The sequence below is a fragment of the Rhizobium sp. NXC24 genome (assembly GCF_002944315.1).
Lineage (GTDB): Bacteria > Pseudomonadota > Alphaproteobacteria > Rhizobiales > Rhizobiaceae > Rhizobium.
This window is the reverse complement of the sequence record NZ_CP024314.1, coordinates 540,853-561,595: the sequence shown is the minus strand read 5'-3', so window position 1 is coordinate 561,595 and position 20,743 is coordinate 540,853. Positions and strand designations below refer to the sequence as shown.

16 protein-coding genes are annotated in these 20,743 nt (G+C 58.5%); 7 read left to right on the top strand and 9 right to left on the bottom strand.

All coding sequences use genetic code 11. The features are described from left to right. Nucleotides 1–34 precede the first annotated feature (34 nt). From NXC24_RS26625 to NXC24_RS26605, 5 genes are all read right to left on the bottom strand, one after another. Nucleotides 35–436, bottom strand: a complete 402-nt coding sequence (locus tag NXC24_RS26625; RefSeq protein WP_245464161.1) for a response regulator — start codon at nucleotides 434–436, stop codon at nucleotides 35–37. Nucleotides 437–438: 2 nt separating this feature from the next. Beyond that, on the bottom strand, nucleotides 439–3,468 hold the full coding sequence (locus NXC24_RS26620; RefSeq protein WP_158704560.1) for a PAS domain S-box protein: 3,030 nt from the start codon (nucleotides 3,466–3,468) through the stop codon (nucleotides 439–441). Nucleotides 3,469–3,668: 200 nt separating this feature from the next. Beyond that, complete coding sequence (locus NXC24_RS26615) at nucleotides 3,669–4,052, bottom strand: response regulator (RefSeq protein ID WP_104826399.1); 384 nt, start codon at nucleotides 4,050–4,052, stop codon at nucleotides 3,669–3,671. 301 nt (nucleotides 4,053–4,353) lie between these two features. Beyond that, nucleotides 4,354–5,160 (bottom strand): siderophore-iron reductase FhuF, encoded by an 807-nt coding sequence (fhuF, locus tag NXC24_RS26610; RefSeq protein ID WP_158704559.1) that lies wholly within the window; start codon nucleotides 5,158–5,160, stop codon nucleotides 4,354–4,356. A gap of 4 nt (nucleotides 5,161–5,164) precedes the next feature. Beyond that, nucleotides 5,165–7,324, bottom strand: a complete 2,160-nt coding sequence (locus NXC24_RS26605; RefSeq protein ID WP_104826397.1) for a TonB-dependent siderophore receptor — start codon at nucleotides 7,322–7,324, stop codon at nucleotides 5,165–5,167. A gap of 260 nt (nucleotides 7,325–7,584) precedes the next feature. On the opposite strand from NXC24_RS26605, the gene NXC24_RS26600 reads away from it, so the two are divergent. The 3 genes from NXC24_RS26600 to fhuB are packed head-to-tail and all read left to right on the top strand — an operon-like array spanning nucleotide 7,585 to nucleotide 11,241. Next, nucleotides 7,585–8,379, top strand: coding sequence for an ATP-binding cassette domain-containing protein (locus tag NXC24_RS26600; protein WP_104827843.1), 795 nt, complete (start codon nucleotides 7,585–7,587; stop codon nucleotides 8,377–8,379). Nucleotides 8,380–8,413: 34 nt separating this feature from the next. Further along, on the top strand, nucleotides 8,414–9,274 hold the full coding sequence (locus NXC24_RS26595; protein WP_245464160.1) for an iron-siderophore ABC transporter substrate-binding protein: 861 nt from the start codon (nucleotides 8,414–8,416) through the stop codon (nucleotides 9,272–9,274). Next, nucleotides 9,271–11,241, top strand: coding sequence for a Fe(3+)-hydroxamate ABC transporter permease FhuB (gene fhuB, locus NXC24_RS26590; RefSeq protein WP_104826395.1), 1,971 nt, complete (start codon nucleotides 9,271–9,273; stop codon nucleotides 11,239–11,241). The genes NXC24_RS26595 and fhuB overlap by 4 nt, the downstream gene beginning before the upstream one ends. A gap of 73 nt (nucleotides 11,242–11,314) precedes the next feature. Here the strand turns inward: fhuB and NXC24_RS26585 are convergent, their stop codons facing one another. Then, entirely contained in the window at nucleotides 11,315–12,073 is a 759-nt protein-coding gene (locus NXC24_RS26585; RefSeq protein WP_104826394.1) for a hypothetical protein, read from the bottom strand. Nucleotides 12,074–12,741: 668 nt separating this feature from the next. Here NXC24_RS26585 and NXC24_RS26575 point away from each other — a divergent pair. Continuing rightward, nucleotides 12,742–13,356: an EF-hand domain-containing protein gene (locus NXC24_RS26575; RefSeq protein ID WP_245464159.1), complete on the top strand. Its 615-nt coding sequence runs from the start codon at nucleotides 12,742–12,744 to the stop codon at nucleotides 13,354–13,356. 200 nt (nucleotides 13,357–13,556) lie between these two features. Here NXC24_RS26575 and NXC24_RS26570 read toward each other — a convergent pair whose 3' ends face one another. Beyond that, nucleotides 13,557–14,174: an outer membrane protein gene (locus tag NXC24_RS26570; RefSeq protein WP_104826391.1), complete on the bottom strand. Its 618-nt coding sequence runs from the start codon at nucleotides 14,172–14,174 to the stop codon at nucleotides 13,557–13,559. Between the two features lie 452 nt (nucleotides 14,175–14,626). On the opposite strand from NXC24_RS26570, the gene NXC24_RS26565 reads away from it, so the two are divergent. After that, nucleotides 14,627–15,349 (top strand): response regulator transcription factor, encoded by a 723-nt coding sequence (locus NXC24_RS26565; protein ID WP_104826390.1) that lies wholly within the window; start codon nucleotides 14,627–14,629, stop codon nucleotides 15,347–15,349. Next, nucleotides 15,346–16,722, top strand: a complete 1,377-nt coding sequence (locus NXC24_RS26560) for an ATP-binding protein (protein WP_104826389.1) — start codon at nucleotides 15,346–15,348, stop codon at nucleotides 16,720–16,722. The genes NXC24_RS26565 and NXC24_RS26560 overlap by 4 nt, the downstream gene beginning before the upstream one ends. Before the next feature lie 33 nt (nucleotides 16,723–16,755). Here the strand turns inward: NXC24_RS26560 and NXC24_RS26555 are convergent, their stop codons facing one another. Next, nucleotides 16,756–18,402: an acetolactate synthase large subunit gene (locus NXC24_RS26555; RefSeq protein WP_104826388.1), complete on the bottom strand. Its 1,647-nt coding sequence runs from the start codon at nucleotides 18,400–18,402 to the stop codon at nucleotides 16,756–16,758. Nucleotides 18,403–18,684: 282 nt separating this feature from the next. Here NXC24_RS26555 and mug point away from each other — a divergent pair, with 282 nt between their 5' ends. After that, a complete protein-coding gene (gene mug, locus NXC24_RS26550; protein WP_104827842.1) occupies nucleotides 18,685–19,191 on the top strand; it encodes a G/U mismatch-specific DNA glycosylase in 507 nt (168 codons plus the stop codon). A 92-nt stretch (nucleotides 19,192–19,283) separates the two neighbouring features. Here mug and NXC24_RS26545 read toward each other — a convergent pair whose 3' ends face one another. Beyond that, nucleotides 19,284–20,735, bottom strand: a complete 1,452-nt coding sequence (locus NXC24_RS26545; protein WP_104826387.1) for an NAD-dependent succinate-semialdehyde dehydrogenase — start codon at nucleotides 20,733–20,735, stop codon at nucleotides 19,284–19,286. Between the last annotated feature and the right edge of the window lie 8 nt (nucleotides 20,736–20,743).

The following is a 20,743-nucleotide window of genomic DNA, read 5'->3' as shown; positions in this document are numbered from 1 at the left end:
TGCCCGTGCCCGTTATCGTCCAACGGCGCGAGGCTTAGCCGGGTTCCTGATCGTCGGATTTTGACGCAATCTCGCTCAAAGCCTTCTGAACCGCGCTGATCAAGGATGGCATCGAATAGGGTTTCTGCAGCCAAGCAAGCGGGCACGCCGGGCCGGCGCGTTGGATGATGTCGTGGTCGGCGTGAGCCGTCGCGAAAATGCAGCGAATACCGTGGTCTCTGAAGAGCTCCAGCGCCGCATCCACGCCGTCGCGTTTGCCCGAAAGCCTTATGTCCATGATCGCCAGAGCCGGTCGACGCGCAACGGCGAGCCGGATCGCCTCCTCCGCCGAGGAGGCGATGCCCGCGAGCGAATATCCCGCAGCGGTCAGTGTCGCCTCAACGTCCATGGCGATAAAAAAATCATCTTCGACGATCAGAATGGTATCGTTACTCAAGATCAGCCCTGCCTCTCAGCCATTCGCGAAAACGCGACACTGCAGCGCGTCGGCGAACCTGAGCTTACGGTGAAAGTGGCGCCGAGCTGGCGGGCAAGGCCTTCAACCAGCCGAAGGCCGGATGATCTGTGACGCACCGAACTCAGTTCGAAACCCGGTCCGTCATCCTCAACGGAGAGAACGTCGGCCTCCCCTTCCTGAAGCAGCGAGACCCGAACGTTAAAATCAGCATCGGCGGCACCGCCGTGCTTGAAGGCGTTGGTGACCAGCTCGTTGATAATCAGCGCAAGTGGCATGGCGGCGTCATTGGGAAGCTCGCCGGCATCGGCCTTGCGGGTAATTGTTGCGTATGATGGCAGGGTCTGTTGCACGGCAAAGCAGACGGCATCCAGAAACTGCGGCAGACTGAATTTGGTCGCATCGATCGTATCGTACAAGACGCGTTGGGCAGCCGCCATCGCGCTGATCCGGCCTGTCGCATCCTCGAGGATTTGCCGCGCCTCTTCGCTCTGGCTCCGCCTTGCGGCGCTTGAAAGCAAAGACTGCAGCATTTGCATGTTGTTCTTGACCCGATGGTTGAGTTCGTTGAGCAGCATTCTCTGCTGTGTTTCGGCTTGCTTGCGCTCGCTGATGTCCACCAGCATGTTGATGCCGCCGACAATATTGCCATCCGCGTCGTATATCGGCGTCGGGTGGGGAATGAACGGAACACGCGTGCCGTCGGGCCGTTCCGACACGGCTTCGACACCGCGCACCGCCCGCTTCTCCTGGAGGGCGATCGCCATGGGGCACTTTTCATGCGGCAGCGGCTTTCCGTCCGGCCAATAGAGCTTCCAACTGATAGCCCACGCATCGCTGCCGAGCGTCGGAGTGCGGCCGGCGAACTCCACCGCCGCCTGATTGAAATATGTGATCTTACCCCGTGCGTCCGTCGTATAGATCGCCGCCGGAATGGCTGCCAGGAGATCCTGAAGCTGCCGTTCGCTCGCTCGAATCCTGGTCTCCGCTTCCTTGCGCTCGGTAATGTCGCGGGCGATCTTGGAGGCTCCCACAATCCGCCCTTTGGCGTCGCGGACCGGGGATATGGTCAGCGAAATATCCACAAGGCTGCCGTCCTTGCGCCGTCGCACGGTTTCGAGGTGATCGATCATTTCGCCGGTGCGGATGCACCTTAGAATTTCCGTCTCTTCATCCATCCGGTCCGGCGGAATGATAATGGTGATCGATTTGCCGATCACCTCATTGGCGGCATAGCCGAACAGCCGTTCCGCGCTGCGGTTCCAGGTGGTGATTATGCCATCAAGATTCTTGCTCACGATCGCATCGTGCGAGGATTCGACGATCGAGACCAAATGCTGCGCCGCCTTCTGAGCCCGCATTCGCTCGATGCCGAAAGCAAGCTGACGCGCGAGCGCCAACCCTATGTCGATCTCCCCGTTCGTGAAGACATGCGGTTTATCGAAATATGCCATGAACTTCCCGACAAGCTTTCCACTATCCAGCAGGGGAATGAAGGCCATAGCCCGTATCTCTTCAGCGAGTATGGTTTTCTTCAAAGATTCCGGGAGCGCTGCCCGCCTGATGTCCGCAATGTAGATGGGCTGCGGATTTTCCTCATTCGCTTTCCAAGGCGAATGGCCTTCAACAGCCGCACGATAGGCGTCGGACAACCCCCTCCAAGCCACGAATTGCAAAATCGAGGCGCTGTCGTACAAAAGGATCGATGAGCGTTGGCACCGCAACGCCTCTTGAATGGCATCCAGAGCCAGTTCGTAGACATCACCAAGGGATCGCGCATGCTGCAACCTGTCTGTGAGCCGGTAGAGTGCCGCCTGCTCCTGGATGCGGGCGGCGAGCTCCTCCTGCACCTGCTTGCGCTCGGTTATGTCGTGCTGGACGCGCACCGCATAGAGAAAGCGTCCGTCCGCGTCGCGAACGCTCGATGAGGTAACCGAGGTCCAGAAGGAGCTGCCATCCTTTCGTAAAATCCGCTTCTCGACGGAGTATCGATCGATGTTGCCGGCGACCTGACGCTGAAACTGCTCACGATCATGCTCGACATTCTCAGAAAACGTCTCGTCAAAGATCGACCGGCCGATGAGCTGGTCGGCGGTCAAATCCATCAATTCACAAAGCCGCAAGTTGACGCGCAATAGTCGCCCGCCGGCATCGATCTCTGCGATGCCGCTACCGGCATGCTCGTAAGTGGTTGCAAGCCTGCGCTCCTGCTCGTGGAGAAGAGCCTCGGCCTCGGCCCGATCGGTGACGTCGATCATAAAGCAGCGTGTGCCGGTTGCTCTCCGATCGCGGGCGCGGCCGTTCGACGTTATCAATACATGGCGGACCGAGCCATCCTTTGCCTGCAACTTGGCGGGATACTGGCTGATCGGCCGGTGATTGCGCAGGCAATCGAGAATGTCACCGATGACTGACGGATCGAGATGATAGTCCTTGATATTGTGGCCAACATATTCGCCTTCGGCATAGCCAAGCATGGCGAGTTCGGCCTGGTTGGCGCGGAGTATCACTCCGTCATCGGCTACGACATGCAGACCGACGGCGCTGTTCTCAAAAAATTCGGAGAGATCTTCGTTCGCGTTATGAAGGGCTGTGGTTTCGTGGAAACAGTTGATGGCGCCGATCAATTTGCCTGTTTCGTCTTCCACCGGGTCGATGTGAACCATGGCCCAGATGGAGGAGCCGTCAGGCCGCTCGACTCTTGCTTCGACACCATGCACCGGAGCGCGGGTGCGCAACACGGTTGCCATCGGTGTTTCGTCCCGACGAATTCGCCGGCCGCCAGTGTAAAGGCGGTATGAGCCGCAATATTTCTCACTGTCATCGCCGATGAGAGGCGAGCGGCCCCATAAAGTAGCGGCAAGTGAATTGAACCAGAGGATACGACCGTCGGCATCGCAGGCGTAAATTGCCACGGGCAGCCTTTCGATGAAGTCCTGGCTGACCTGCAATGCCGTTGGATTTCCAACAAAGGAGAGGAAATTTGCCGAGGCTGGCGCTGAATTTGATTCCATGCTCATCGCCATCCCCCCATATAGGCAGAATAACGACGATAATGCCGGTACCGTTGAAAGGTTCCATTGACGCCACCGGTCACCGCGGAAGCAAATTCCCAAATACAGTCATCAGGTTCAGGCGACATCAGCGGAGCGACCTTCGACCATCTTTCTGATCGTCGAAGCACCTGGTCAAACCAATCGTCCTCCGTTCAGCTTCATGCCCCGTGAGGCGTGATTTGATTTTCTCCCCTCATCCGCATGTCGCGGGCACGACCCAGGGCGTCGGCAACTTGCTTATCGCTGAACGGCTTTGGAATAATCGCAAAGGCGCCGCCGAATCCCTGCCGGATCGCCTCGGGTATTCCGGTTACGAAAATAACCGTTGTATGAAAGCGATCGATCAGTCGGCGGGCGAGCTGGGGGCCGCTTTTTCCCTCCGAAAGGCCGACATCGACCAAGGCAATATCGGCGCGTCTGGCATAGGCCAACGCCTGCTCAACGCCGGATGCCGGGCCGAGAACCGAAAACCCGGCATCGGCCGCTATTTTCTTAAGTTGGAGGGCGACGAGTCCCTCGTCTTCGACAATCAACACGTTCATAGTGCATACTCCTCCTCCATAATTATCTAGGTGCTGACCGCCGCTTTTCCATTTGTGGAAGCATTTCATCGGTCGGGGCAGCTCCCTTGCGTCGGTTTCACGCAGGAACGGCGCTGTTGCAGATATGACTGCCGGCTGACGTAAATCTTTGTGCTGCGCTTTCGGACGGCGGTGATGCCGAACTGCCGGTCGACCAGACGCACGTCCTCCACAATGCCACCTTTATATCGCCACGGGGAAGCATGGTTTTGGGACGGCTTCAGTCTATCGCAACGGTGCAGGCAGCAATGTTGCTTCCGGTCTATTGCCGTCCCTGCGGCAGCGGACAGCTCAGGCCGCATCCGCCGATATCCGGAAGGCAGTAGCGCAAGCAACAGACTTTGCGGCGTTTGAATGGAAGGCCACTCTCGTCCTGCATGCTGCGCAGGGTACCACATAACGGGTTCTTCTCGCCATCAGGAAACGTGGGATCGGAAAACAGCGGCGCCCCTTCCTCAGCCAATGCGGGAGCGCTTTGACGGCCCGTTTCATCGATGATCCAATCGAGATAGCCAGCCGCATTTCCCCAGAGCAGCTTGCCGCTTAGATGGGCATGATGGGAAATCGCATTGGCCAAGGGTTCTATGTGCTGCCGCACAAGGGGTCTTATTGCGGCGTGTATGTCGAGTTCCCGCACCTGTCCGAGATTGGGCAGAAGAAACGATACCGGCGTTGCCGTTTCCCGGTCGAGGCATAGCGAGACCTCGTCAAGCGAGACCGGCAGACAGCGTCGCAGCTCGAGCCATGCGAGCGCCGTGTTGATGGTCAAGATGCTGAAGTAATAAAGGGTCCAGAGCGACACGATGGCGCGGCGATCGGCCGGCAAAAATTTCGCCCCGTATCGGTCGATGATGCTGTTGAAGCAATCTGCTTCGCAAAGCGCCGAGCACGCGATGACATCGCAGCCTGCCGGCGCGTCCAGCAAGAATTTCCCGCGGCAGAAACCGTATTTCTCTCCGCCATGGTGGACCAACAGCGCACCGAGATCGCGCTCGCCGTCCGCATCCTTTGATGCGGACGGTATCGGTTGCTTCGATGAGGCTTGGGCGGAATTCAATCGCTCGCTCAATGTCTCACCAAGTATATTTCAGTGTTCCAATGACCTTGCGTCGATCGCCGTAGTACTCGGTCCCATAGTAGCTGGTCGCGACATACTTGCGGTCGAAGAGATTTGTGGCGTTGACCGCAAGCCTGACGTTCTTGGTCACGTTGTAGGTGACCGCCGCGTCAAACACGGTATATCCCCCGACGGAGACCGTGTTGGCGTCGTCGCCATAGGTCTGCCCGATATAGCGGACACCGCCGCCGAGGGTCAGATCGCCGCGCTGCCCTTCGCCGGGGATGGTGTAGTCGAGCCAGGCCGAGGCAAGATGTTTCGGGACGCGCTGTGGCCTGTTGCCGATATTTCCGCCCGTTCCATCTTCACGGATCTCGGCGTCCCAGTAGGAATAAGCCAGCGTAAGGTTGACACGATCGTTCAGGGCCGCCTTGCCCTCCAGCTCGATGCCGCGCACGCCCACTTTGCCGATCTGCTCCTGAATGAGCGGCGTCACGTAGGTCGGCACATTGGTCTGCGTCAGATCGAACAGGGCGGCGCTGAACAGTCCATCGAAATTGTCGGGCTGATATTTCAGGCCGACTTCATACTGCTCGCCCCGCTGAGGCTTGAGCGAACCGCTCAATGCATAGCCATTGGCGGATGGCGTCACGAGAGGCTGGAAGCTTTCAGAATAATTCACATAGGCGGCAAGATTGGAATTGATCTTGTAGGTCAGTCCGGCGCGCTTAGTGAATGCGGATTCGGTATTGTCGTCCCTAGTGCCGAGGTCAACGTAATCCGCGGTCGTGTGGACATGGTCCCAGCGCCCGCCAAGCGTGGCGATCCAGCGATCGTCGAAGGTCAGTTGCTCCTGCGCATAGAGCCCGACGGCCTGCTGCTTGACGCGCCAGTTTACGAAGGGATTGGGATTAATGCAGGAGAGACCGCAGTAGACCGGATTGTAGATGTCGATCGGCCCGGCTGTGCCATATTGGATGTTTTCGCGGGTGTTGTCGTTGGCATAGTCGATGCCGACAAGCGTCTTGCTGTCGAAAGCATTCCAACCCGTATCGTATTGAAGCTGGTTGTCGATCACGTAGCGGTTCGACAAGCCATCCACCGAGAAGGCCTGACGGTCGGCAGTCGGATCGAGGGAGGCTCCATAAACCTCGGCATAGTCGAGGCTGAGATGCGTGTAGCGGGCATTGGAGCGGAAGGTCAGGCCGTCGCTGATTTCATGCTCGAACTGGTAGCCGATATCGCTTTGGCGGGTGTTGAAGCGGTTGAAATCCGGTTCGCCCAGGAAGGTATTGATGTTGAGGTTGGCACCGGCCGGAAAACCGCGCGCGCCGGTTCCATTCCGCTTGTAGTAGTCGGTCAGAATGGTGAGCGACGTTCCTTCCTCGGGTTTGATGGTCAGAGCCGGCGCGATATAGAGACGATCGTCCTTGGAATAATCCCAGCCAAGGTCTCCATCCTTGGCGAGCGCCGTAAACCGATAACTCCAGACGCCGTCGGCATCGAGCGGCCCGCCGAAGTCGGTCCCGACCTCCTTGGTTCCGTCGCCGAAGGATGTGTAGACTTCACCCTGCTTTTCCTCTGGCGGCCGCTTCGTGATCGCATTGATGAGACCACCCGGAGCGTTGAGACCAAAAAGCGTCGAGGTCGATCCCTTCAGTACTTCCACGCGCTGCAGGCCATAGGGCTCCAGGCGGCTCGCCGTATACCAGGCGGGAACGCGGGCCGCGAGACCGTCGCGATAGGTGCCGAGCGCCGTCTGGTCGAAGCCGCGAATACGGAAATAATCATAACGGTCGTCATTGCCGAACTCGTCGGAGAGGACGCCTGCCGTGTAGGCCACGGCCTGTTGCAGGTTATCGACGTGGCGCTCTTCAAGTTCCTTTCCCGTTACGACCGAAACGGCCGCCGGGACATCGATGATCGGCGTGTCCGTCTTGGTGCCGGTGGTCGTCTCCTTGGCAACGATGGTGGCATCAGGACCGATTGCGCGGTTGGACTTGCCGACCACGACGATCTTCGGAAGTTCGGTTGCGGAATCCTGCGCCCAAGCCGCCGGCGCCAAGGCCAAGGAAACGGCTGTCAAAGCACTGCTGGCAATCAGATGTTTCGTTACACGACGCCCATCCGCGCAGTTTAAGGACGCGCGAAATCCTGCCTGCCGGATGATCACCATGCAAAGCCACTCCTGTCTGTCATTTTCTGGTCACGCAGCGGAGCAGCGGTCCCCGGCGATCCACCTGCGTTGCGCGCAAAATATAAACATAACCAAAAGAGTCAACTTAAAAATCCAATGCCCCACGCTTCGCTGAAAAGGCAGGCGAGACGTGTTAAGCAGGGATCGCAGAGGCAGAAAATAATACTTGATAACACAAGTCATCTTTAGTACCGACAGCACCTTGCCGCGAGGGACGACACGTGGAAAATCACAACGACATAGCTGGCGCAACTGCCTCGACCGAGGCGTTCGCAGCGCATCGCATTCGGCTTTCGATCGACGGAAACGACATCCTAAGCGATGTTGATCTGTCGTTTCCAAAAGGTGAGTTCGTCGCGCTTGTCGGGCATAACGGTTCGGGAAAATCCAGCCTGCTGAAAATCCTCGGCCGGCAGATCCTACCGACGGCGGGTTCGGCGAGCTATGCCGGGCGGGATATCAGGTCATTTCCGGAACGCGCCTTTGCGCGCTCGGTCGCCTATCTGCCGCAGGATGTGAGCGCCAGCGCCGACATGACGGTTCGGGAGCTGGTACGCTGCGGGCGCTATCCTTGGCATGGCCCTCTTGGGCGCTTCTCCAGGACAGATGGGGAAAAGGTGGAGCAAGCGCTTGCCCTGACGCATCTCGAACCTCTGGCAGACCGCACCGTGGCAACGCTTTCCGGCGGCGAACGGCAGCGAGCATGGCTCGCCATGCTGGTCGCGCAGGATACCGAGTGCCTGTTGCTGGATGAACCGACCGCAGCTCTCGACATTGCCCATCAGATCGAGGTCCTGTCGCTGGTGCGCAGGCTCTCCCATGAAAAGGGCCTCAGCGTGATCATCGTCCTTCACGACATCAACATGGCTGCTCGCTTCTGCGATCGCATCTGCGCACTAAAACGTGGTCGCGTCGTCGCCAGCGGAAAGCCGGATGAGATCCTGATGCGTGAGCGACTGCAGGAAATCTACGGCATCGACATGGATGTCATCGCCGCGCCGAAGACCGGCTATCCGCTCGCCTATGCCTGCTGATCCCTTTTCCTTTTCCGCGCTGTCACGTCGGGCCATGCTGCGAACAATGGCGGCCGTGGCGGTGGCGGGCAATGCCCCCGCTTTTGCGCAATCCGCACCGCGGATCGTCAGCCTCGACTACGGTCTCGCATCGACGCTTCTGTCGCTTGGCGTCGTGCCGCTGGCAGTTTCCGATCTTGCCGACTGGGATAAATGGGTAGTCGAGCCGGCAATGCCCCAATCCGTCGTGAACCTTGGCAGCTCGTGGGAGGTCAATTTCGAACTCCTTGTTGCCCTCAAGCCGGATATCATTCTGACGACACCCTATCTCGACGAACTCCTGCCGAAGCTAAAGCAGGTGGCAAAGGTCGTCCGCTTCGAGATCTACGCGCCCGGCATTGGCCCGATACTGCCGGCGGCCATCGCGGCGACAAGAAAACTCGGGACTGCGATCGACCAGGACGCGGAGGCAGAAGGTTTTCTCGCGCGTGCGGATGCTTTCTTTGCCGAATGCCGCGCCCGTCTTGCCGCGAAATCTCCTCCTCCCGTTGCGCTCGTCAACTTCATGGACGCGCGCCATGCCCGAATCTATGCGAGCCCGGGTCTCTATCATAACGTTCTCGAGCGCATCGGCGTGCGAAACGCCTGGACCGAGGAATCGAATTATTGGGGTTTCCAGACGATCGCGATCGAGAATCTCTCCCGCGTCGCCGATCCCGATGCGCGTCTGGTCGCCTTCGAGCCGATACCTGCTGATGTCCTGCCTAAAATCATGCAAAGCCCTCTTTGGCAAAGCCTGCCTTTTGCCCGGCCGGGACATCTCTCGATCCTTCCCCCTGCTTTGATGTTCGGCATGGTCAATGAGGCGATGCGGTTCGCCCGCCTGTTGACCGACCTTTTGGATCCCAAGGAATGAACAGGATTTTTGGAAGGTTCGCATTCGGACCCGCAATCGTGGCGCTGGTGCTTCTCGGCGTCGGTGCCCTCCTCTCATGGTTGCTCGTCGCCCATTCGCTCGAAGCGAAAAACCAGGCTGGCTATGACGTGCCGAGAATGGTCCTTTTCTATTCGACGCTCCCTCGCCTTGCGACGGCGCTGCTCGCCGGCGCGGCGCTTTCGCTGGCCGGCGCTCTCCTCCAGCAGGTTCTGCGCAATCCCCTTGCCGATCCGACGACACTCGGAATTTCCGCCGGTGCCAATCTGGCGCTGGTCGTCACGACCTTGTTCTTTCCGGGCTTGCTGGGACTGGGCCGGGATCTGGTCGCGCTCGGGGGAAGTGCGGTCGTCGCCTGCATCGTCATGAGCCTCGGGGCGCGGCGCGGCTTCTCACCCTTTTCGCTGGTGTTGTCGGGTCTCGTCATCAGCCTATGGTGCGGCGCCCTGTCGGCGATCCTCACCCTCCTGAACGAGCGTTATCTCGTCAGCCTCTTCATCTGGGGCGCGGGATCGCTTGCGCAGCAGAGTTGGGTCATTCCAGTGTCGCTTCTCTGGAAGACGGCGATCATCGCCATTATCTGCGCGCTCGTCATGCGGCCGCTCTCCCTTCTCGATCTCGGCGAAGGCACGGCATCGGCCCTCGGGGTTCGCCTTGTCCGGCTGCGCTTTATCGTCGTTGGTGGTGCGGTCGCGCTTGCCGCAATTGTAACCAGCGCGGTCGGGGTTATCGGCTTCATTGGTCTGGTCGCGCCGACGATTGCCCGGCTTTCCGGGGCGCGGCGACCGCAGCAATTGCTGTTGTGGTCGCCCTTGATCGGCGCGGGGCTGTTGCTGATTGCTGACGCCGTCATCCAGCTCGTTGCCGGTGAATTGGGAGAATTCTTGCCCACCGGTGCGGTGACGGCGATCTTCGGCTCGCCGCTGCTTTTACTGCTGCTTCCCCGGCTGAAGGTCCGGCATCGGGCGTTGCAGATGAAAGAACGCGCGCGTTCATGGGCACCGGCCGGAACGAACCCGCTTGCCGTCGCACTCTGCCTGTTATTCGTGGCGCTCGTCGTCGCTGTGTTCGTCGGACGCGGCATCGATGGAAGCTGGGGCCTCCCGCATGCGGCGCTCTTTGGCGAGATTATCCCGATGCGGCTGCCTAAGGTCTTTGCCGCCCTCTCCTCCGGCGCAATGCTCGCCGTCGCGGGCGTCATTCTCCAGAGAATCACCGGCAACGAGATGGCGAGCCCGGAAGTGTTGGGCATCAGCGCAGGCGCGACCTTCGGCGTCGCCATCGCCGTCTTCATCTTCGTTCCTGGATTGGCCGGACAATTGACCTTCGCGGCCATTGGCGCGCTTGTCGTTCTGGCCGTGATTCTCCTCAGCTCCATGCGCACGGGACTGGCGCCGGAGCGTGTCCTGCTGGCCGGCATCTCCTTGAGCGCCATGGTCGATGCCATTGTCGGCGTCCTGAGCTCTACGGGCGATCCGCGCGCCGTTCTCCTGATGCGCTGGATGAGCGGTTCGACCTACGGCGTCGACGGCCGTTCCGCCGCGACCGTTACCATTGCGGCCGCAATTCTGACCGCGGCGGCTTTCCTTGCCCGGCGCTGGCTGGATATCCTACCGCTCGGTCCATCGCCGGCGCTCGCCGTCGGTATTCCGGTCCGCAAGTCCCGTTTCCTGCTCTTCGGACTTGCCGGGCTGATGAGCGCGGCAGCGACATTGAGCGTCGGCCCCCTGACATTCGTCGGCCTCATGGGGCCTCATCTGGCACGGGAAGCGGGGCTTGTCCGCGCGCTGCCGCAAATGGCGGGAGGGGCTGCCATCGGCGGCGCGCTGATGGTCCTTGCCGACTTCATCGGCCGTACCATCGTCTGGCCATACCAGATACCCGCCGGCCTCGTCTCGGCCCTCGTCGGCGCGCCTTTTCTTATGATGATGCTGCGAAGAAAGAGCTGACCAGCCCTCATTGCCGGCCAGACATGGGGTTAGTCGACGGATCGTTCAGCGATTTATCGCAAGTCCCGCTTCTTCAGGCCTTTAAGGTTTCGTAGCGCGGCTGAGGATTGCCGGCGAAACGATGGGCGCCGGTGTGGCTGAGCTTGCTGCCGGTATCGAGCCAGATCTCTCCGCCAAGAGCACGCCAGCGATGACAGAAGGCAAAGTCCTCGCTGAGATAGATGCCGGTTTCTTCCTCGATAAGGCATTCAAACAGCGCATATTGCGTGGTCGGCGAGCGTTTGGTGCCGGGATAGGCGTGGATCGCGTCGTAGCGCAGCCCGGGATAGGCGGCGATCATCTTTTCGATGACGGCGCGCTTGATGAGAAGCATGCCGGTGCCGGCATAGATCGCGGTGACGAAATCGCCGTCCCATTCAGCGTAGGGACCGGTCAGCGGGGTGCCCACATAATGCAATGCCGCTTCCGCCAGAGTTTCAGCATTCCGCAGAGGTGCCTTGGCAGCATTGCCCCAGTCGTAGTCCTTGATAGGATACATGGCGGCGACCACATCCTTGTCGGCATCCAGCAGCCGCATCACCTGCTCCGGTTCGAAGCTGATGTCCGCATCGATGAACAGCATATGAGTCGCCGCAGTATCATTGAGAAAATGCGAGACGAGCGTGTTGCGGCTGCGGGTGATCAACGCATCGTTGCCGAGCAGCGCCAGCGTCAATTGCACGCCAAACTGCCCGCCGACCTGCATCAGGGAAATGATGGATTGCATATAGTCCTTGGCGACCATGCCCCCGAAACAAGGGGTGGCTATGAAGACAAGCCGATTTTCCGTCATTCGCCAAATATCCCTTTTCCGCCGCGCATGCCGCACGGAATCTAGGGAGATTCGATGTTTCTGTGTGTACCGAATTATTGAAATTTGTTTCCCGAAAACTCGGCTTGGCAATCTGATGTGGTCCTCGCTCTCGTGGAGGTGGAAACGGGCGTGCCGGCGGGACTTTACAAGGTTCGCGCAAGTTTTCCTGTGCAGGTTCAGGCCGTTGGGGAGTACCAGACGAGAACGTGGACTGCCAAAGACGCCATGATGGCGACAACTGTCGTGGCTTATCTTTTCATCCGTCTTCCGGTCGCGCAGTCGCGCAAACGAGGACCCTGAACAAGTTTAGCCTCCAGTATTTGGTATCCGTCTGCATTGATCTCGAAAGATGCGCTACCGCGTTCATCGAACGCAGCACGGCGCCAAGAGTAACATCAGTAAGCGTAAAAACCCGGAGTCCATGTCAACGCTCGCATCTGGAGGCCCCCTTGACGAGCATTACATCCGTATTATCAAATAGTTATTACCAATATCAAAAATCCGGCTCGACATCTTCCTCGTCGGACGATTCGATCGCGTCGATTCTGGGCAGCAATTCGTCCAGCAAAAGCTCGTCGTCCTCTTCATCTTCTTCGACGGATGATCAGTCCCTGACATCGTCGGCTGAGCAACTGGTTGCGCAGCTCATGAACATGATGCTCAACCTGCAGTCGGGCGCTTCCGGCGACGATTCCTCGTCGGACTCGGATGACAGCTCCAGCAGCACCTCCTCGGCTACTCAACAGTCTGCCGGCCCGAATGGCAGCCAGAGCGACATGATCAGCGCGATGGATACGGATGGTGACGGCAATATCAGCGAAGCCGAATTCGTCGCCGCAAGACCATCCGATGTAAGCGAGGATCAGGCGACGACACTGTTTAAAAGCTTTGATACCAGCAACACCGGATCGTTGACGGAAGACCAGTTGGCAAGCGCAATGCAGTCCAATGAACCGCCGCCGCCACCGCCTTCCGGGGAAACGCCTGATGACAGCGAGATCTCCAGCATGTTCACCTCAATGGATACGGACGGTGACGGCAGCGTCAGCGAAGCGGAATTCGTCGCCGCACGTCCGTCCGACGTGAGCGAGGAGCAAGCGACAACCCTGTTCGATAGTCTCGATACGACAAGCTCGGGTTCTCTGACGGAGAGCCAGCTTGAGAGCTCGATGAAGGCGCAGCCACCGCAGCTTCCGGACTTTGGCTCGCTGTTTGGCTCAAACTACCAGGATGATACGACGAGCGACCTGCTTACCGTCTGATCAAAAATGACGGCAGCGGCTTAAACTCGGTCGTTTCTATCTGTCGGCAACTTGAGCAGTCAGGTTATCACCTTCGCGCTGAAGTTTGCCGGCCGTTCTTTCATCAAGATTTGTGCCATATACCGGTAGCTCGATTTCTACCGTCTTCGCCCATGGAAACTGGGCGAAGCAGCGACTGGAAAATCTTCCAAGCAGTTCTCTCAGAACTTGTAGCTTGCGCCAAAGGTAATCTTTTGCTGGTCGGCGTTGACTTTTCCGATTTCAGAGCCAAAATCCTGGTTCCCGAAATCAGAATAGCGGTATTCGGCGCGCACGAGGATATTGTCGGTAAACGCATGCTCGATGCCACCACCTGCCGTCCAGCCGATCAGGATATCATCCTTTTTGCCGGCTCCGGGGACATCGACCTTGCCGCCTGCCGCTGCAAGACCAGCCGTCGCGAAAACCAGATTTTGATCCAGCGCGTAGCCCACACGGGCACGGCCGGAGGCATCCCATTCGAGATTTGCTTCCTTGCCTTTTTCGAAGTTGTAGTTGAAGTCGTTCTCGATGCCGTAAACTATGTTTCCGTGCTGAAAATTATAGCCGGCATGAGCTCCAGCCGATCCGCTGTTGATGTTCTGGTCCAGGCCCAAATAGGTCGCTTTGTTCCAAGTATATCCTCCCTGGGCACCAATATAGAAACCGGACCAGTTAAAGGTCGAATAGTTCTGCTGCTCCGCCTGCGGCGCAGACTGCTGCAAGGTCATATCGGCAGCCATGGCCGGCGTGGCCAGGGAGAGAACGACGGCGCCGAAAGCGAATATTCTGAAATGCATGGAGATGCCCCATCTTGTTTTGCAAGGGAGAGGGCGATGCGAAACGCTCGACCCGCTCGTGACGATGCACCATGCTCCAGGCCGATATTGCGGAGTGTCTTTTGATGTTAAGTTATGTTGCGGGGCCGCATCCGAAGGCTATCCGATCGCTTCTTGGCCATGTGGAACCGGATCGCGATTTTGCACTGATTGGCACCGAGATCAGCAAGCTCCGTAATATATCTCAATATTTCCACACACAGCTCCATAAATTCCTTTGCTATCTTCATGAACTTCCGGTCATCGGAACTCGGTGAGCTGTATCAATATTGCGATTGACGGTGCCGTCATCGCGGCAGTCCATGAGAGGGCAATGTTTAGTTGGAGTGCTGGCGTGACCCACGCAGACAGAATGATTGCTGAAACGGAAATGACTCGAGGCACTCACTCGAATCCGTGGGAAGGTATCTGAAATGGCGCCTTCCGAGCAATCCAATATCCTGATCGTTGAAGACGATGCCGATATCGCAGCTATGCTGGTCGAGCTGATCAAAGACAACGGCTTCAATGCCTTAGCGGTGGCAAATGGCGCCGAGATGGATCAAATGCTCCGTCAATACAGGTTCGATCTGATCGTTCTTGACGGTATGCTGCCGGGCGAGGATGGATTTAGCATTTGCATGCGTCTGCGGGCAACGAGGTCTATCCCCATTTTGATGTTAACCGCACGGCGGGAGGATATCGATCGCGTCCTTGGACTTGAATTGGGTGCTGACGACTACGTCACCAAGCCCTTCAACTCCCGAGAACTAATCGCCCGCATCAAAAGCATTTTGCGCCGAGCATCGTTTTCCCGGCGAGAAGAAGAGATGTCCGGGCCGCTAACGTTTGCCGGCTGGCGCATCGATCCCAACAGCCGGCAGCTCTTCGACGCTGAAGGCGATGAAGTATCGATGACAACCGCCGAGTTCGACCTTCTCTGGGCGTTCTGCACCAATCCCAACAAGGTGCTGACCCGCGACCAGCTTCTGTCCATGACGCACGCAGGATCGGCCGGTCCGGTCGAACGCAGCATCGACGTCCATATCAGCCGGATACGACAGAAGATCGAACCGAACCTCAAGGACCCGGCTTTCATCAAGACGGTGCGGCTGGGAGGCTACCTATTCGCAGCAATGGTGGAGAAATTGCCGTGAAAAGTCTCCGCATGGCTTCCATCCGCAGTCAGATTCTCGTGCTGGCGCTCTTGCTGATCGTTCTCGTCTCGGTGGTTGCTGCGACGACCGAGCCGTTCATCTACGGCCGTCATGACAAGGGCATCGCGATTGGTTTGCTGGCGGGGCGAATCGAGCGTGTGGTCGACCAATTCCGAGACGCACGATCTCCTGCAGAGGAAGAGGCAGCCTTGAGCTTGGCTGCGAGATTGCAGATCCCGGTGGAAAAACTGCCGGTAAGCCAGATCTCTCCGCGTGATGAGACAGAAGCGACATCGGCCGACATTCTGCAGAGGACGCGCCGCGCTCTGGAAGATGATTTCCTCGGAAGTCTGCGCCACCTCTTTGACAAGGAAAAATCCGTTCCTCTCATCGTGATGGTCGATAAGGAGCGGGCTCTTGTTTTCCATATGCCGGTCTTCCCAAGATCCTTGTGGTTCTTTCCCGCGGTCGCAAGCGGAGTTCTGAAAATTGTCATTCCCTTGATCGTGCTTGCCTATGTCAGCAGTTGGCTGATCACCAGGCCCATGGGCCGCTTCACGGCGGCGGCGGAACGCGCAAGTACCGATGATAGCCTGGAAAAGCCGTTCGTAGCGGAAGGCAGCGCTGAAATTCGAAGCCTTGCCGCATCGCTGAACATTATGCGAAGCCGGATCTTGCAGATGGCGGAAAGTCGAACGCGAATGCTCACATCGATCAGCCATGATCTGAGGACACCACTGACGCGATTGCGAATGCGCGTGGAGCGCTGCGAGCAGCCCGAGCTTCAGCACAAGATGCTCCATGATCTGACGGTCCTGGATGGCATGATAGATGAGAGTCTGGCGTTTCTCACAAACGCGATCCACAACGTACCGTCTCGAAAAGTGGACCTGTCCAGCCTGCTGCAAACGATTGCAACGGATTTCTCGGAAACCGGCATCGATGTCCGGTTCTCCGGGCCACGGCGGCTAAAATATATGTGCAGACCCTCGTTTACGAGAGCAATATCCAATCTGGTTGAAAACGCTTCCCGCTATGCGACGCAAATCGACATCGAATTGCAGGATGCCGGCGATGACGGGATATTTATAAGGGTGAGCGACAATGGTCCGGGCTTGACGGATGAGCTCAAGACCCGGGTGCTGGAGCCCTTTTTCAAAGCGGACGAGGCTCGCACGACCGGAGCGGGAGGCGGTTTTGGCCTCGGCCTCCCGACAGCGGAAGGCATCATCAGGAAAGGACATGGCGGGAAACTAACCTTGCTGGATCGAGTGCCGAATGGTCTGGTGGCGGAAATCGTTCTTCCTCTTGTCCCCGAAAGTGGCTCCGGCGGCCTTTCGGTAACCTCCGGCCCCACATTTTCGATCACCTGAAGTCTGCCTGACGCCCCTCAGGTGAGCGACATTTCATCCCTCCAATATTGCAGGGAGCCGTTCGCGAAGCTCCTTAACCAGCACACGCTCATTTTCCGAGTAGTCGACCGGGACGTTCACCAGATGAACGCCAGATCCAGAGAATGCATCTTCGAGAGCCTGTTTGAACTGGTCGATGTCATCTACCCTGATTCCCTTGGCACCGTAGGATTCGGCATATTTCACGAAGTCCGGATTGCCGAACGTCATTCCGAAATCCGGGAACTCGTCCACGGCCTGCTTCCAGCGGATCATTCCGTAGGCATTGTCCTCGATCACGAGGATGACGAGGTTGAGCTTCAACCGGACGGCAGTCTCCAGTTCCTGGGAGTTCATCATGAAGCCGCCGTCGCCACAGATCGCCATGACGCGCCGCTCGGGATAAAGCATCGAGGCAACCATCGCCGATGGAAGTCCAGCCCCCATGGTTGCAAGAGCGTTGTCCAGCAACAGCGTGTTCGCCATCCGCGTCCGGTAGTTGCGGGCAAACCATATCTTGTACATGCCGTTGTCGAGCGCAAGGATACCATCATGCGGCATCACTTCCCGGATATCATGGACCAAGCGCTGGGGCGTAAAACGATCTTCCGTCGCCCGCGCCGCGATGCGTTCGAGAATGCGCTCCCGCAGATGAAGAAGAGCCTCTGCGTTCGGCAGTTTGCCCTCGAGGCGATCCGCCAGCGCCTTGAGCGATGGGCCGATATCTCCGATAACTTCTGCTTGCGGGAAATAGACCTGTTCGACGGTGGCGGGCTGATATCCGACATGGACCACATGCGGACCGTCCTTGCCCATGATGAACGGCGGTTTTTCGATTGTGTCATGGCCGATGGTGATGATGAGATCGGCCTGTTCGATCGCCTCGTGCACATAATCGCGTTCAGAAAGCGCGGCGGTGCCCATGTAGAGCTCGGTACCGCCCGGAACCGTTCCCTTCCCCATCTGCGTCGTGAAGAAGGGGATGCGGGTTCGTATCACAAATTGCGCGATGTCTGACGTCGAGCGGGGGCGCGAGGCTGCAGCTCCAAACATCAGAAGCGGACGCTTGGCTGCAGTGATGAGAGCGGCGGCGCGGTCCAGCGCCGCGTCGCTTGCGGTCGGCAGTTCGAGCTGATGCGGCGCGATGAGTGCCATTTCCGGGCATTCTTCGGCTGCGATGTCTTCTGGAAGCTCGAGATGAACGGGTCCTGGTCTTTCTTCCTGCGCGATCCTGAACGCTTCCCTGACCATCGTGGGGATCATCTGCGGTGACACGATCTGCCGCGCCAGCTTGGTAAGCGGTTTCATCGACGCAACGACGTCGACCACCTGGAATCGCGCCTGACGAGACGAGAGGACACCCTTCTGACCCGTGATCATCACCATCGGCATCGCACCGAGCAACGCATATGCCGCCCCCGTCGAAAGGTTCAGGGCACCCGGTCCAAGCGTCGTCAGGCACACTCCCGGCTTTCCCGTCAGGCGGCCGTAGGTCGCTGCCATGAAGGCGGCTGCCTGTTCATGCCGGGTGAGTACCAACTGGATTGACGATTTGCGGATGGACTCGACAACGTCAAGGTTCTCTTCGCCGGGAATGCCAAAAATGCGGTCGACACCTTCATTCTCAAGTGCGGCCACTAAGAGATCAGAGCCTTTGGTCATGGATGAACGTCCGTGCTGGTTGGCGGATCGACCGGTCGGGGCTTACCGAATTGGAAGAAGACCTTGAAGATAGCTTCTTTTGGGAAGCTGTCCAATCGTAGTTTGACGCCAGGCTTGAAGGGCAATGCCAGACACCGCTGCCTGCCACAATGACGACAATTTGCCGGTAGACTTGCTGACGGCGCCGCACGCACCCCCGTCTCCACCGTCATTTCCAAAGCGAAGTTTGGTATGCAAGAAAATACTTCAGCCAAGGACACGCATGATCCAGTCGACGCCGCAATGCAGGCGGGCGGGCTGGCGGAAATCCTTGCGCCTTGCCTCTCCGTGGTTTTCTGCGGGTTGAATCCAGCCCTTTCCGCTGCTCGGGACGGCCATAACTTCTCGAACCGAAGCAACCGCTTTTGGCGTGTATTGCATCTCGCCGGATTTACACCCCGCCTGCTGCGGGCGGACGAAGAGCGCGAGATGCTGACATATGGCCTGGGCCTGACATCGGCGGTCTCACGGCCCACCAAAAGCGCCAGTGAGCTTAAGAACCACGATTACGTCAACGCGGCTCCTGCACTGGAAAGCAAGATAAGAAACTTCGCACCGGCAAATCTCGCCTTTCTGGGAAAGGCAGCATACGCGGCGATCAGCCTCCGAACGCATGTCGAATGGGGCAGGCAGCCGGACGAATTTGCGGGCGTTTCAATCTGGGTGCTTCCAAATCCAAGCGGGCTCAACAAGGCCTTCAACCTGGCGAGATTGACGGAACACTACCGCGAGCTGAAATTGACGCTTTAGCTGGCATGACAATCAATTCCATCGAGCCGCCGTAGTGCAACGCTGAGGAACCTTCCCTGTGGAACAGGGGCCTCCGCTTCCTGCAAAAGAGACTATATGCCGCCCAAACAGACGTATTTCAGCTCGGTATATTCGTCGATGCCGTGGCGTGAGCCCTCCCGACCCAAACCGGACATTTTCACGCCGCCAAAAGGCGCCTCAGCGGTGGAAATCAGACCGGTGTTGACGCCGACCATTCCGTATTCCAACGCTTCCGCCACCCGGAATACGCGCGATAAATCGCGCGCATAGAAATAGGAGGCGAGCCCGAACTCGGTGTCATTTGCCAGTTCGATGACGTCGCTTTCGTCGCGGAAGCGGAAGAGCGGCGCGACTGGCCCAAAGGTCTCCTCACTGGCAAGCTGCATGCTGCCGTTAACGTTGCGAAGGACTGTCGGCTCAAAGAAATTGCCGCCAAGAGGATGACGATTGCCGCCTGAGAGGACCTGGGCGCCCTTGTCCAACGCGTCGCGAATATGCGCCTCAACCTTGAGGACGGCGTTCTGGTCGATCAGCGGGCCAAGGACGACACCTTGATCCAGCCCGTTGCCGACCTTCAGTTTTTCAACCGCAGCGGCGAGCTTGGCTGCGAAAGCTTCATAGACACCATCCTGGACATACAGCCGGTTGGCGCAAACGCAGGTTTGCCCGTTGTTGCGAAACTTGGCGATGATCGCCCCCTCGACTGCAGCGTCGAGATCCGCGTCGTCAAATACGATGAATGGGGCATTGCCGCCAAGCTCGAGGCCGAGCTTCTTGATCGTCGGCGCGCATTGCCGGTAAAGCAGTTCGCCCGTGCGCGTGGAACCGGTGAAGGTCAGAACCCTGATGGCTGGGCTTGCAGTCAACGTCCCGCCAATTGCGGCGGCATCACCGGTGACGATGTTGAGGAGGCCCGGTGGCAGGCCCGCGCGCTCAGCAAGAACGGCAAGCGCTATTGCGGAAAAAGGCGTCTGCGGCGCCGGCTTGAGCACGACCGCGCAGCCGGCGGCAAGCGCCGGGCCGACCTTGCGGGTCACCATGGCATTTGGAAAGTTCCAGGGCGTGATGGCAGCGACAACGCCTGCAGGCTGGCGCAGGACAAGGATCCGCTTGTCCTGCTGATGGCCGGGTATGGTCTCGCCGTTGATGCGCCTCGCCTCTTCGGCGAACCATTCGATGAAGCTCGCGCCATAGGCGATTTCCCCCTTGGCCTCGGCCAGGGGTTTTCCCTGCTCCAATGTCAGGATCATCGCCAGGTCATCGAGATTTTCGATCATCAGGCGGTACCATGCCTTCAATGTGGTGGAGCGCTCCCCCGCGGTCTTCTTTGCCCAGAGCTTCTGAGCGATGACGGCGGCGCGGATGGCGTCCTCTGTTTCAGCAGCACCCAGATCCGGAACCGAGCCGAGTGCCTCGCCTGTGGCCGGATTGCGGATGGTTGTCGCCTGATGATCCTTCGCCTCTATCCAATTGCCCGCGACGGGACAGGCCTGACGAAACAGTGACAAATCATGGAGCTTCATGTGACGAC

Excerpts from the sequence above, each read along its gene's own strand:
- NXC24_RS26545 (WP_104826387.1), bottom strand. The coding sequence starts at position 20,735 with ATGAAGCTCCATGATTTGTCACTGTTTCGTCAGGCCTGTCCCGTCGCG.
- NXC24_RS26565 (WP_104826390.1), top strand. The coding sequence starts at position 14,627 with ATGGCGCCTTCCGAGCAATCCAATATCCTGATCGTTGAAGACGATGCC.
- NXC24_RS26605 (WP_104826397.1), bottom strand. The coding sequence starts at position 7,324 with ATGGTGATCATCCGGCAGGCAGGATTTCGCGCGTCCTTAAACTGCGCG.
- NXC24_RS26570 (WP_104826391.1), bottom strand. The coding sequence starts at position 14,174 with ATGCATTTCAGAATATTCGCTTTCGGCGCCGTCGTTCTCTCCCTGGCC.
- NXC24_RS26555 (WP_104826388.1), bottom strand. The coding sequence starts at position 18,402 with ATGACCAAAGGCTCTGATCTCTTAGTGGCCGCACTTGAGAATGAAGGT.
- NXC24_RS26615 (WP_104826399.1), bottom strand. The coding sequence starts at position 4,052 with ATGAACGTGTTGATTGTCGAAGACGAGGGACTCGTCGCCCTCCAACTT.
- NXC24_RS26585 (WP_104826394.1), bottom strand. The coding sequence starts at position 12,073 with ATGACGGAAAATCGGCTTGTCTTCATAGCCACCCCTTGTTTCGGGGGC.
- NXC24_RS26620 (WP_158704560.1), bottom strand. The coding sequence starts at position 3,468 with ATGGAATCAAATTCAGCGCCAGCCTCGGCAAATTTCCTCTCCTTTGTT.
- NXC24_RS26595 (WP_245464160.1), top strand. The coding sequence starts at position 8,414 with ATGCTGCGAACAATGGCGGCCGTGGCGGTGGCGGGCAATGCCCCCGCT.
- NXC24_RS26575 (WP_245464159.1), top strand. The coding sequence starts at position 12,742 with ATGAACATGATGCTCAACCTGCAGTCGGGCGCTTCCGGCGACGATTCC.
- fhuB (WP_104826395.1), top strand. The coding sequence starts at position 9,271 with ATGAACAGGATTTTTGGAAGGTTCGCATTCGGACCCGCAATCGTGGCG.
- mug (WP_104827842.1), top strand. The coding sequence starts at position 18,685 with ATGCAGGCGGGCGGGCTGGCGGAAATCCTTGCGCCTTGCCTCTCCGTG.